The sequence below is a fragment of the Rosenbergiella metrosideri genome, from assembly GCF_022602565.1.
In the GTDB taxonomy this organism is placed as follows: domain Bacteria; phylum Pseudomonadota; class Gammaproteobacteria; order Enterobacterales; family Enterobacteriaceae; genus Rosenbergiella; species Rosenbergiella metrosideri.
Map to the genome: position 1 here is coordinate 29,398 of NZ_JALBCV010000013.1, position 13,176 is coordinate 42,573.

Sequence of the window (13,176 nt, forward strand, 5' to 3'; positions counted from 1 at the left end):
ACGGAGCGTATTCTGAGCAATTTAACGCCAGAGAGCAACTTTTTAAGCAATAAATGTTCATCAAATCGGAGAAGAGCTCATACGATAAAATCCGCGCAAACGGTTTCGTATTGCGACGAGATTCATTATACTAGCGCCGTTTTCCCACTGTAGCGCCAGTGTATGTCAGCCAGACATACCGACGACGAGAGATGATTAATGATGGAAATTTTGCGTGGTTCGCCTGCCCTGTCTGCCTTTCGAATTAACAAGCTAGTCACCACTTTTCAAGAACTTCAGTTACCTGTCCGTTCACTCTATGCCGAATATGTGCACTTTGCTGACGTGACACAACCGTTAACCGATGAGCAAACAACGCGCTTAGAAAAATTATTACGCTATGGTCCGTCATTGGCCGAGCATACGCCGCAAGGGCAACTGCTCTTAGTCACCCCACGTCCAGGTACCATCTCTCCATGGTCATCGAAAGCTACCGACATTGCGCATAACTGTGAATTACCGATGGTGAAGCGCTTAGAGCGTGGATTAGCTTTCTATCTCGATGCCCCTGAGCTTGATAAAGCACAATTCGAGCAGGTCGCGGCTTTACTGCACGATCGGATGATGGAAACCGTCTTTACTGATCTTGCTGACGCAGCACAACTGTTTACTCAACATACGCCGCACCCGCTAACCACCATTGATATTCAACAAGGTGGTCGCCAAGCGCTCTCTGCAGCGAATGTTCGTTTAGGTCTCGCGCTCGCGGAAGATGAAATTGATTATCTACTCAACGCCTTTACACAGCTGGGAAGAAATCCCAATGATGTTGAGTTGTATATGTTTGCTCAAGCTAACTCTGAGCACTGCCGCCATAAAATATTTAATGCGGATTGGGTGATTGATGGCGTCGCGCAACCCAAGTCGCTGTTTAAAATGATCAAAAATACCTTCGAAACCACGCCAGAGCATGTGCTATCTGCCTATAAAGATAATGCAGCGGTGATGGAAGGTTCTGTTGCAGGGCGTTTCTACGCAGAAGCAGAGACAGGTCAGTACGATTTCCATCAACAACCTATTCATATCTTAATGAAGGTTGAGACGCACAACCACCCAACCGCAATCTCTCCATGGCCAGGTGCCGCAACGGGGTCGGGTGGTGAAATTCGCGATGAAGGTGCAACCGGTCGCGGAGCGAAACCTAAAGCAGGCCTTACCGGATTCTCGGTATCAAACTTACGTATTCCTGGTTTTGAGCAACCTTGGGAAGAGGATTTTGGTAAACCAGAGCGTATTGTTACCGCACTGGATATCATGCTCGACGGTCCGCTAGGGGGCGCTGCGTTTAATAACGAATTTGGTCGCCCGGCGCTAAACGGTTACTTCCGGACCTATGAAGAGAAGGTTAGCAGCCATAACGGTGATGAGATCCGTGGTTACCATAAACCTATTATGTTGGCGGGTGGCATCGGTAATATCCGTGACGACCATGTTCAAAAGGGTGACATTACCGTTGGTGCAAAACTGATTGTTCTTGGCGGCCCGTCGATGAATATCGGTCTGGGCGGCGGGGCAGCTTCCTCGATGGATTCTGGTCAATCTGATGCAGATCTCGATTTTGCTTCGGTACAGCGAGATAACCCTGAAATGGAACGACGCTGCCAAGAAGTTATCGACCGCTGCTGGCAACGTGGTGAAGAAAACCCCATCCTGTTTATCCATGATGTAGGGGCAGGGGGACTTTCGAATGCCATGCCAGAGTTGGTTTCAGACGGGGGACGGGGCGGACGCTTTGATCTCCGTAAAATTCTAAATGATGAGCCGGGCATGACGCCGTTAGAGATCTGGTGTAATGAATCTCAAGAGCGTTATGTCTTAGCGATCGATACTGATAAATTAGCCGAATTTGATGCCATTTGTCAGCGCGAGCGCGCACCTTATGCCGTAATCGGTGAAGCGACAGAGCAACAGCACCTGACATTAGAAGATCCGCACTTCGACAACCAACCTATCGACATGCCACTGGACGTTCTATTGGGTAAAACCCCGAAAATGACCCGTGATGTGCGTCGTCAGCAGGCGAAAGGGGATAGCTTTACTGCCCAAGATATTGACCTGGCTGAAGCGGTAAAACGCGTTCTTCACCTGCCGGCGGTAGCGGAAAAAACCTTCTTAATCACTATCGGTGACCGGACGGTGACCGGCATGGTGGCGCGTGATCAGATGGTGGGACCGTGGCAAATTCCCGTTGCAAACTGTGCCGTGACCACGACGAGTTTGGATAGCTATACGGGTGAGGCGTTTGCCATGGGTGAGCGTGCACCAGTGGCCTTACTTGATTATGCTGCCTCAGCACGATTAGCGGTGGGCGAAGCATTGACTAACTTAGCTGCTACGGCGATTGGCGATTTAAAACAGATCAAACTCTCTGCAAACTGGATGGCTGCAGCGGGCCATCCAGGCGAAGATGCGGGGTTATACGATGCGGTAAAAGCCGTCGGTGAAGAGCTTTGCCCGGCATTGGGCTTAACTATCCCAGTGGGCAAAGACTCCATGTCGATGAAAACGCGTTGGCAGGAGCAGGGGGAAGACCGTGAGGTTATCTCTCCAATGTCACTTGCAATCACGGCCTTTGCGCGCGTCGAGGATGTGCGCTTAACGGTTACCCCGGAACTTAAAACGGATCGTGATAACTTACTGCTACTGGTCGATCTTGGCCAGGGACATCAAGCCCTCGGCGCGACAGCGTTGGCACAAGTTTATCGTAAGTTGGGGCAACACCCGGCAGATGTTCGCGATACCGAGAAGCTTCGTGGTTTCTTCACTGCTATTCAACAATTAGTCAGTGAGCGAAAACTACTGGCTTACCATGACCGTTCTGACGGGGGGTTATTGGTCACGCTGGCAGAGATGGCCTTCGCTGGTCATTGCGGTATTAATGCAGATATCAGTACGTTGGGTACTCCACCTGTTGCCGCGTTGTTCAATGAAGAGCTGGGGGCTGTGTTACAAATTGCACGTGAAGATCTCAATACCGTAAAAGCGGTCTTTACAGAGCAAGGGCTAGATAACGAACTTCATATTATCGGCTCCGCTTGCTCAGGGGACCATTTTACGTTGGTAGCCGAAGGGCAACCTGTCTATTCAGAAAAACGCTCACAACTGCGTGAATGGTGGGCGGAAACGACGTGGCAAATGCAGCGTCTGCGTGATAATCCTGCTTGCGCGGATCAAGAACACCAAGCGAAATTAGATGAGCGCGATCCTGGGCTGAATGTGTCACTGAGCTTCGATCCTAGCGACGATATTGCGGCACCGATGATTGCTACTGGGGCTCGTCCTGTATTAGCGGTATTACGAGAGCAAGGTGTTAACTCTCACGTAGAAATGGCGGCGGCTTTCCACCGCGCCGGTTTCGACACGCGCGACGTTCATATGAGCGATTTGCTGGCAGGACGCACCAACCTTGATGGCTTCCATATGCTCGCGGCGTGTGGCGGCTTCTCCTATGGGGATGTGCTCGGGGCAGGAGAAGGCTGGGCGAAGTCTATCCTGTTCAATCCTCGCGTGCGCGATACCTTTGCCGACTTCTTCAACCGTGACCAAACCTTAGCCCTTGGGGTCTGTAATGGTTGCCAGATGGTCTCCAACTTACATGAGATCATTCCGGGCAGCGAATTGTGGCCACGTTTCGTTCGCAACCAGTCTGAGCGCTTTGAAGCCCGTTTCAGTCTGGTCGAAGTGGTCGACAGTCCTTCACTGGTATTAGAGGGAATGGTCGGTTCACGGATGCCTATCGCGGTTTCTCATGGTGAGGGCTTTGTGGAAGTGCGTAATAACGAACATTTACAGCAACTCGAAAACAGTAAGCTCGCTGCTTTACGTTTTGTGAACAACCAGGGTCAAGTGACAGAACAGTATCCAGCTAACCCGAATGGCTCGCCGAACGGTATTACGGCGGTGACCAATACCTCAGGGCGTGTCACTATCATGATGCCGCATCCAGAACGTGTGTTCCGTACTGTCAGCAATTCATGGCACCCGGAAAATTGGGGTGAGGATAGCCCATGGATGCGTCTGTTCAGAAATGCACGTAAACAACTAGGCTAAGTTTATTCTGGAAAACTCCTAAAGCGTTGTGGGGCTATTCGCCCTGCAAGGCTTTGTTGTTATGATTCGCTGAATTCATTTACTGTTATGATGATCTTGTGATTCATAAATAAAAATGATGCCAATAAGGTGCCTTCTGTCCTAGAGTTGATAACGCGTTATCTTATCTGGACATCACAGTCGTGGGGCACCTTATTTTCTTGTCCAGTGACTTCCCTGAGCAATTCAGCAATAATACTCGTCTCTTACCCGCATAATGCATTCACCCTATAAGTAGCCCTTGTGTGGCGACGCAACGGATAATAAGGTTTTGTCATGAAGAAAATAGAAGCGATCATCAAACCGTTCAAATTGGATGATGTCCGTGAATCTCTTGCTGAAGTCGGGATCACCGGAATGACCGTCACGGAAGTCAAAGGTTTTGGACGCCAGAAAGGGCATACCGAACTGTACCGCGGCGCTGAATATATGGTCGATTTTTTACCGAAAGTAAAAATCGAAATCGTGATTGCTGATGATATGGTAGACACTTGCCTAGAAACGATAATGAAGACCGCTCAGACCGGTAAAATTGGTGATGGTAAAATTTTCGTGGTGGATGTGGCTCGTGTTGTGCGGATCCGCACCGGTGAAGAAGACGAAGACGCCATTTAATCCTAATTTCCGTCTTAGCAGCGCGAGGAGTAAACATAAATCCTGTTCGTGCTGCTTTGCTTTATCCCCCCCTGGTACTTTGCATTATCTTTCTCCCTCCCATGTGAAGTATTCTTTGTTTCCTTACCCGCTTTCACATCACCAGATGGCTTACTAGGCGGTGATATAGATGCTCAGAATGAAAAGCCAAACGTTTGCGTAAAAAGACAGGCTTCTCTCTACCACCCAGCTTGAAAAGAGTTTACACTAACCGTCATTACCCGTTGTCGGGGAATTTTGATGTTAAAAGCAAGCTGAGTGGAGATGGGAATGTTAAAGCGAGAAATGAACATAGCCGATTACGATGCGGCGTTATGGCAGGCAATGGAGCAGGAGAAAGTGCGTCAGGAAGAGCATATCGAACTGATTGCTTCAGAAAACTACACCAGTCCACGTGTGATGGAAGCGCAAGGATCACAACTGACCAATAAGTATGCCGAAGGTTACCCGGGCAAGCGTTACTATGGTGGTTGCGAATACGTTGATATCGTAGAACAACTGGCGATTGACCGTGCAAAAGCGTTATTCGGTGCAGATTATGCTAACGTTCAGCCTCACTCAGGCTCTCAAGCTAACTTCGGCGTGTTTACCGCCCTGTTAACCCCAGGCGACACTATTCTTGGTATGAACCTGGCTCATGGCGGTCACCTCACTCACGGTTCTCCCGTTAACCTATCCGGTAAGCTTTATAACGTTATCCCTTACGGCATTGATGAAAGCGGCAAAATTGATTATGAAGAGCTTGCGGCGCTTGCTCAGCAACACAAGCCTAAAATGATCATTGGCGGATTTTCTGCCTATTCAGGCGTCTGTGATTGGGCAAAAATGCGTGAAATCGCGGACAGCATCGGCGCATGGTTGTTCGTCGATATGGCACACGTTGCAGGCCTCGTTGCGGCGGATGTCTACCCTAACCCATTACCGCATGCTCACGTAGTGACCACAACGACCCACAAAACCTTAGCCGGTCCACGCGGTGGCTTAATCTTGGCTCAAGGCGGTGATGAAGATCTTTATAAGAAATTGAACTCTGCCGTATTCCCTGGCGGTCAGGGCGGTCCATTGATGCATGTTATCGCGGGTAAAGCGGTAGCTTTCAAAGAAGCGATGGAACCCGAGTTCAAAACTTACCAACAGCAAGTTGCTAAGAACGCTAAAGCGATGGTAGAGGTTCTGCTTGAGCGTGGCTATAACATCGTCTCGGGCGGGACGCATAACCACCTGTTCTTATTGGACTTGGTTGAGAAGAATATTACCGGCAAAGAAGCCGATGCCGCGCTAGGCAGCGCGAATATTACGGTCAATAAAAACAGCGTACCGAACGATCCGAAAAGCCCGTTCGTCACTTCTGGCATCCGCATCGGTACTCCAGCGGTAACGCGTCGTGGCTTTAAAGAAGCTGAAGTTCGCGAGCTGGCAGGATGGATTGCCGACGTTTTGGATAATATCAACGATGCGGCGACGATTGAACGCGTGAAAGGCCAAGTGCTGGCGCTTTGCGCTCGCTTCCCTGTTTACGCTTAAGAGAGCGAAGCAATAAAAAAGCCGCGATAGGTCACTATCGCGGCTTTTCTTTATTTAGAAGAGTTAGCGTTTTAACGCATCGCTCAGTTGGTCGCGCATAACCGCTAACATTTCACGTACAACACGTGAGTTACCCGCTACGATGTTACCTGATTGCAGATAACCATGGCCGCCAGTGAAATCAGTCACTAAGCTACCCGCTTCGCGAACCAGCAGTTCACCTGCTGCGAAATCCCAAGGTTTCAAACCAATTTCAAAATAGCCATCGGTACGACCTGCTGCCACATAGGCTAAATCCAAAGCGGCTGAACCGGTACGACGGAAATCGGCACACTTAGTGAATAATGCGGTGACCACGTTCAGGTAACTGGCTGAATGCTGCTTCGCTTTAAATGGGAAACCTGTTGCGATAATCGTACCGTCTAAATCGCGTGCAGTGCTGCCACGTAAGCGGTAACCATTAAGCTGTGCGCCTTGGCCACGAACCGCGGTGAAGAGTTCGTTACGCATTGGATCATAAACTACAGCCACTTCAGTACGGCCTTTGATACGCACGGCGATGGAAACAGAGAAGTGTGGGAAACGTTTAATGAAGTTACTGGTGCCATCCAGGGGATCGATAACCCATTGTATGTCCTTATCTTCACCACCTAAATCTCCGCTTTCTTCCGTCACAATACTGTGTTGCGGATAAGATTTACGGATAACTTCGATAATTAAACGCTCGGCGTCACGGTCAACGTTGGTGACAAAATCGTTGGTGCCTTTTTGATTCGTTTCTACTGCGTCAGGCGTTTCATAATTTTTGGCGATAAGATTGCCGGCCTTGCGCGCTGCGCGCACGGCGATGTTCAGCATCGGATGCATCGGTTATTCCCACTGGATGTTAAAGAACGAAAAATCGCGGGCAGTATAGCAGGAGGTTAAATAAAAGTCTTAGTTTATGTTAGTATCCCATCATTATTTTCTTTTGGCGACATGAATCCTGCTTATGTTACAGAATATACGAATTGTCTTGGTTGAAACTTCTCACACCGGGAATATGGGCTCAGTCGCCCGTGCCATGAAAACGATGGGCCTTTCTAACCTTTATCTGGTCAACCCATTGCTTAAACCTGACTCGCAAGCGATCTCTCTAGCTGCCGGTGCTAGCGATCTGATCGGCAACGCTACCATTGTCGACACGCTCGATGAAGCGATCTCAGGGTGTAGCTTAGTGGTTGGGACCAGTGCACGCTCTCGTTCACTGCCTTGGCCGATGCTGGATGCCCGTGAGTGCGGGATGAAAAGCGTTGAAGAGGGACAGCAAGCGCCGGTCGCGTTGGTTTTTGGGCGCGAGCGCGTGGGCTTAACTAACGACGAGCTACAAAAATGCCACTATCACGTTGCCATCCCCGCGAACCCTGATTACAGCTCATTAAACCTCGCCATGGCTGTACAAATTATCGCTTACGAAGTTCGCATGGCATGGCTGGCAAGTGAACAGTCTCCGGCAGCGCCGCAAACGGAAGAGTCACCTTACCCGCTTGTGGATGATTTAGAGCGCTTCTATCAGCATATGGAAGGAATGATGCTGGAAAGTGGCTTTATTCGTCAGGGCAACCCTAGCCAAGTCATGAGTAAACTTCGCCGTCTTTTTACCCGTGCACGACCTGAACGGGATGAATTGAACATCCTGCGTGGAATGCTTTCTTCCTTTCAAAAGGGTGAAAAGCCTAAAGGTTAGGGGAACGTGATACGCACATTGGGTTAAATACCTGAGTAATTTAGTCAGGTAAATAGTTGACCAAATCACTCAGGAATGTCAGACTATCAGCATCAATTATTTAACATTCTGACAACTGTGAAAACCGAGGTCGTATCACAATGAGACTGACATCCAAAGGGCGTTACGCAGTCACCGCTATGTTAGACGTTGCGTTACACTCTCATGAAGGGCCGGTACCGCTGGCGGATATTTCAGAGCGCCAAGGTATTTCGCTCTCTTACTTAGAGCAGTTGTTCTCGCGTCTGAGAAAACATGAGTTGGTGTCCAGCGTACGCGGACCGGGTGGTGGCTATCTTCTTGCTCAACAAGCCGCTAATATCTCGGTCGGCACCGTGATCATGGCGGTAGACGAATCGGTAGACGCGACTAAGTGTCAAGGCAAAGAAGGTTGCCAAGGTGGCGAGCGTTGTTTAACGCACGCATTATGGCGCGATCTAAGTGATAGAATCAGTGACTTTTTAAATAATATTTCGCTGGCGGAGTTAGTTAACAACCAAGAGATTTTGGATGTTGCTGGACGTCAAGCGACTGTTGATAATCGTCGATTTCAGCAATCTGGCCGTATCGCCGAGAAAATCGATGTTAAATTGCGTGCAGTAGGCTCGTAATGATTCCATCTTTATCGACTGTCAATTTTAATAAAATATAACATGCAATGAAGTGATGTACGGAGCTTAAGAGCAATGAAATTACCGATTTATCTCGACTACTCAGCGACGACACCTGTTGACGCTCGCGTTGCTGAAAAAATGATGCAATGTATGACCCAAGATGGCAATTTTGGTAACCCCGCATCACGTTCACACCGTTTCGGTTGGCAGGCGGAAGAGGCGGTTGATATCGCTCGTAACCAAGTTGCTGAACTGATTGGTGCGGACCCGCGTGAAATTGTTTTCACCTCGGGTGCAACCGAATCTGACAACTTAGCCATCAAAGGTGCGGCGACGTTCTACCAGAAAAAAGGGAAGCACGTGGTAACGGTTAAGACCGAGCACAAAGCCGTACTGGATACTTGCCGTCAGTTAGAGCGTGAAGGATTCGAGATTACCTATCTTTCTCCGCAAGCTAACGGTCTTATCACCTTAGAGCAGTTCACTGCTGCACTGCGCGACGATACCGTGCTAGCTTCTGTGATGCACGTGAATAACGAAATCGGCGTAGTACAAGATATCGCTGGCTTGGGTGAGATTTGCCGCGCTAAAGGGATTATCTTCCACGTCGATGCGACGCAAAGCGTTGGCAAATTACCGATTGACCTATCAACTCTAAAAGTTGATTTGATGTCTTTCTCTGCACACAAGATCTATGGTCCTAAGGGAATCGGTGGCTTATATGTACGTCGTAAACCACGCATTCGTTTAGAAGCCCAGATCCATGGCGGCGGTCACGAACGTGGTATGCGTTCCGGTACTCTGCCTGTTCACCAAATCGTCGGCATGGGCGAAGCGTATCGTATTGCTAAAGAAGAGATGAGCACTGAAATGGCTCGCCTTAGCAAACTGCGTACCCGTCTGTGGGATGGCCTGAAAGATATGGAAGAAGTGTATCTGAATGGTGATCTAGAAAATGGTGCGCCAAATATCCTTAATGTCAGCTTCAACTATGTTGAAGGGGAGTCATTAATCATGGCGCTTAAAGATTTAGCCGTATCGTCCGGTTCAGCTTGTACGTCTGCAAGCTTGGAGCCTTCCTATGTACTGCGTGCATTAGGTATGAACGATGAATTGGCTCACAGCTCGATTCGTTTCTCTTTAGGGCGCTTTACCACTGAAGAAGAAGTCGATTATGCTATTGATTTATGCCACAAATCTATCGGTCGCCTCCGTGACTTATCTCCATTATGGGAGATGTTCAAAGCCGGCGTAGATTTAAATAGCATCGAATGGGCGCACCACTAATTTTTTAGATTTTGGAGAAATATCATGGCTTATAGCGAAAAAGTAATAGATCACTACGAAAATCCACGTAACGTCGGTTCCTTTGACAATGCTGATCCAAGCGTAGGCAGCGGCATGGTCGGTGCGCCAGCTTGTGGTGACGTAATGAAACTACAAATCAAAGTTAGCGATACAGGTATCATCGAAGATGCGCGTTTCAAAACCTACGGCTGCGGTTCTGCGATTGCGTCAAGCTCGCTGATCACCGAGTGGGTAAAAGGCAAATCCCTAGACGAAGCGCAAAGCATTTCTAATATGCAAATCGCTGAAGAATTGGAGCTTCCACCGGTGAAGATCCACTGTTCGATTCTTGCGGAAGATGCGATTAAAGCGGCTATCGATGACTACAAGAGCAAGAAAACCGCTAAGTAAGTTAGGGAGTTAACATGTCAATTTCCCTGAGTGATTCAGCGGCAGCTCGAGTGAGCGCCTTCTTAACCAACCGCGGGCAGGGCGTTGGCCTGCGTCTCGCGGTGCGCACCTCAGGGTGCTCGGGCATGGCTTACGTTCTAGAGTTTGTCGATGAATTACAGCCTGATGATCTTGTCTTCGAAGACAAAGGCGTTAAAGTGATTGTTGACGGTAAAAGTTTAGTTTACCTCGACGGGACGGAATTGGATTTCGTCAAAGAAGGGCTTAACGAAGGCTTTAAATTCAATAATCCTAATGTCAAAGATGAATGCGGTTGCGGCGAGAGCTTTAACGTATAACTTTGATGTCATACACTGATTTAACTCATCGCCCCAGCTCGCTGGGGCGATGAGTTTGTCTTACGCGAACTGATAGCTTATGAACTTTTTTACGCTGTTTGACCTGCCAGAAAGCTTCACGCTCGACACTTCGTCACTTGCCGAGCGGTATCAAGCTTTGCAACGTCGTTATCACCCCGATAACTTTGCCACTCAGCCAGAAGCCGAACGCTTACAGGCCCTCACTACTGCGGCAAATATCAATCAAGGGTATCAAGCCTTACGTAAACCGCTTCCTCGTGCTGAATATATTCTCTCGCTGCATGGTTATGACATCAATAACGAACAACATACCATGCACGATACTGAGTTTCTGATGGCGCAACTGACGCTCAGAGAAACCTTGGAAACCATTGAGCAGCAACAGGATAGCGATGCATTAGCAGGATATTTAAGCGATATCAAACAGCAGCATAAATCGTTAATGAGTGTTGTCGCGCAGCAACTTGCCGATCAACAGTGGCAGCAAGCCGCCGATACAGTCCGTAAACTCCGTTTCTTTACCAGACTCGCCGAGCATGCCGAGGCACTGGAAGAGAAATGGCTCGATTTTTAAGGATACACGATGGCGTTACTTCAAATCAGCGAACCTGGATTAAGTTCAGTTCCGCACCAGCGTCGTCTTGCGGCGGGTATCGACTTGGGGACCACTCACTCACTGGTTGCTACCGTGCGCAGTGGCGAAACGACGACCCTAGTCGATGCACAAGGGCGCGATCTGCTGCCGTCAGTGGTACGTTATACCGCTGAGGAGACTATCGTTGGTTGGCAGGCCCGTGAACAAGCGGTGACCGATCCGGCTCATACCTTCAGTTCGGTTAAACGTCTACTTGGTCGCTCGCTGGTGGATGTGCAACAGCGTTATCCGCAACTGCCTTACCATTTCCACGCTAGCGAAAACGGTCTCCCCCTGATGTCCACTCCAGTTGGGCAGGTAAACCCTATCTCTGTTTCTTCGGAAATCCTATCGACCCTCGCTAAGCGAGCGGAAGAGACTTTGGGCGGAGAATTAGAAGGCGTCGTGATTACGGTTCCTGCTTATTTCGACGATGCACAACGTCAGGGAACCAAAGATGCGGCGCGCTTAGCCGGTCTGAAGGTATTGCGCCTGCTCAATGAACCGACCGCAGCTGCCGTCGCTTACGGTTTAGACTCTGGTCAGGAAGGGATTATCGCCGTTTATGATTTAGGTGGTGGGACCTTTGATATCTCTATTTTGCGTTTAAGCCGTGGTGTCTTTGAAGTACTGGCGACAGGGGGCGACTCCGCGCTGGGCGGTGACGATTTCGATCAGCTGGTGGCGCAATGGATTCAACAACAAGCTGGTATTACCGATCTCTCTGATCGCCATTTACTGCGTGAAGTGCTGAATGCTGCGACTCAAGCGAAAATTGCGTTAAGTGACGCGTCAGAAACGACGATTACCGTCGGCGATTGGACGGGGGTGTTAACCCGAGAACAGTTCGAACAGCTGATTGCGCCATTAATTAAGCGCACCTTGCTAGCGTGCCGCCGTACGGTTAAAGATGCAGGTATTGAGGAAGATGAGATTGCGCAAGTGGTTATGGTCGGTGGATCAACCCGCGTTCCTGCTGTCCGTGAGCGTGTAGGCGAATTCTTCTCTCGTGAGCCGCTAACCTCTATCGATCCTGATAAAGTGGTGGCCTTAGGCGCTGCGATCCAAGCGGATATTCTTGCCGGTAACAAACCGGATAGTGAAATGCTGCTACTGGATGTGATTCCGCTTTCTCTTGGTTTAGAGACTATGGGTGGCTTAGCGGAAAAAGTGATCCCGCGTAATACCACGATTCCCGTGGCACGTGCGCAGGAGTTCACTACCTTCAAAGATGGTCAAACAGCAATGAGTATCCATGTATTACAGGGCGAGCGTGAATTGGTGGAAGATTGCCGTTCACTCGCACGCTTTGCCTTACGAGGAATACCCGCAATGCCTGCAGGGGGCGCGCATATCCGTGTCACCTTCCAAGTCGATGCCGATGGCTTGTTGAGTGTCAGCGCGATGGAGAAATCCACCGGAGTGGAAGCGTCAATCCAAGTTAAGCCATCTTATGGCCTGACGGAAAATGAGATTGCGACGATGCTTACCGACTCGATGACCCATGCACGGGACGATATTTCTGCCCGTAAAGTGGCGGAACAGAAAGTCGACGGTTTACGTGTATTAGAAAGTTTAGACGGTGCATTAGCAGAAGATGCGGCACTGCTGAGTGAAGAAGAACAGCAAGCAATTTCGTCAGCGCAAGCCGCCCTACGCGAAGCACTCGCTGGGTCTGATGCGCAACCTATTGCAGAAGCAATAAAACAACTCGATCAAGTTACCCAGAATTTCGCCGCGCAACGAATGGATAAATCTATTCGTCAAGCGTTGACCGGACATTCTGTGGATGAGGTTTAA

The 13,176-nt window shown here is 49.3% G+C and carries 11 protein-coding genes; 10 read left to right on the forward strand and 1 reads right to left on the reverse strand.

Annotated features, from left to right (window positions below; all coding sequences use genetic code 11):
* The first annotated feature begins 198 nt into the window (after positions 1 to 198).
* The 3 genes from purL (at position 199) to glyA (ending at position 6,306) form a co-directional block, all read left to right on the forward strand.
* Positions 199 to 4,089 (forward strand): phosphoribosylformylglycinamidine synthase, encoded by a 3,891-nt coding sequence (gene purL, locus MKR94_RS12310; RefSeq protein ID WP_241647176.1) that lies wholly within the window; start codon positions 199 to 201, stop codon positions 4,087 to 4,089.
* A gap of 315 nt (positions 4,090 to 4,404) precedes the next feature.
* The gene (gene glnB, locus MKR94_RS12315) at positions 4,405 to 4,743 is read left to right on the forward strand and encodes a nitrogen regulatory protein P-II (RefSeq protein WP_048912462.1); all 339 of its coding nucleotides are present in this window, start codon (positions 4,405 to 4,407) and stop codon (positions 4,741 to 4,743) included.
* 309 nt (positions 4,744 to 5,052) lie between these two features.
* On the forward strand, positions 5,053 to 6,306 hold the full coding sequence (gene glyA, locus MKR94_RS12320; RefSeq protein WP_241647177.1) for a serine hydroxymethyltransferase: 1,254 nt from the start codon (positions 5,053 to 5,055) through the stop codon (positions 6,304 to 6,306).
* A 63-nt stretch (positions 6,307 to 6,369) separates the two neighbouring features.
* Here glyA and suhB read toward each other — a convergent pair whose 3' ends face one another.
* A complete protein-coding gene (suhB, locus tag MKR94_RS12325; protein ID WP_048912460.1) occupies positions 6,370 to 7,173 on the reverse strand; it encodes an inositol-1-monophosphatase in 804 nt (267 codons plus the stop codon).
* Between the two features lie 124 nt (positions 7,174 to 7,297).
* Here suhB and trmJ point away from each other — a divergent pair, with 124 nt between their 5' ends.
* The 7 genes from trmJ (at position 7,298) to hscA (ending at position 13,176) form a co-directional block, all read left to right on the forward strand.
* On the forward strand, positions 7,298 to 8,032 hold the full coding sequence (gene trmJ, locus MKR94_RS12330; RefSeq protein ID WP_214217034.1) for a tRNA (cytosine(32)/uridine(32)-2'-O)-methyltransferase TrmJ: 735 nt from the start codon (positions 7,298 to 7,300) through the stop codon (positions 8,030 to 8,032).
* A gap of 140 nt (positions 8,033 to 8,172) precedes the next feature.
* Positions 8,173 to 8,682, forward strand: a complete 510-nt coding sequence (gene iscR / locus MKR94_RS12335; protein WP_241647178.1) for a Fe-S cluster assembly transcriptional regulator IscR — start codon at positions 8,173 to 8,175, stop codon at positions 8,680 to 8,682.
* 75 nt (positions 8,683 to 8,757) lie between these two features.
* A complete protein-coding gene (locus MKR94_RS12340) occupies positions 8,758 to 9,972 on the forward strand; it encodes an IscS subfamily cysteine desulfurase (RefSeq protein ID WP_048912457.1) in 1,215 nt (404 codons plus the stop codon).
* 24 nt (positions 9,973 to 9,996) lie between these two features.
* Entirely contained in the window at positions 9,997 to 10,383 is a 387-nt protein-coding gene (gene iscU, locus MKR94_RS12345; protein ID WP_048912456.1) for a Fe-S cluster assembly scaffold IscU, read from the forward strand.
* A gap of 14 nt (positions 10,384 to 10,397) precedes the next feature.
* Positions 10,398 to 10,721, forward strand: a complete 324-nt coding sequence (iscA, locus tag MKR94_RS12350; RefSeq protein ID WP_062812050.1) for an iron-sulfur cluster assembly protein IscA — start codon at positions 10,398 to 10,400, stop codon at positions 10,719 to 10,721.
* A 79-nt stretch (positions 10,722 to 10,800) separates the two neighbouring features.
* Entirely contained in the window at positions 10,801 to 11,316 is a 516-nt protein-coding gene (hscB, locus tag MKR94_RS12355; protein ID WP_241647179.1) for a co-chaperone HscB, read from the forward strand.
* 9 nt (positions 11,317 to 11,325) lie between these two features.
* Positions 11,326 to 13,176, forward strand: a complete 1,851-nt coding sequence (hscA, locus tag MKR94_RS12360) for a Fe-S protein assembly chaperone HscA (RefSeq protein ID WP_241647180.1) — start codon at positions 11,326 to 11,328, stop codon at positions 13,174 to 13,176.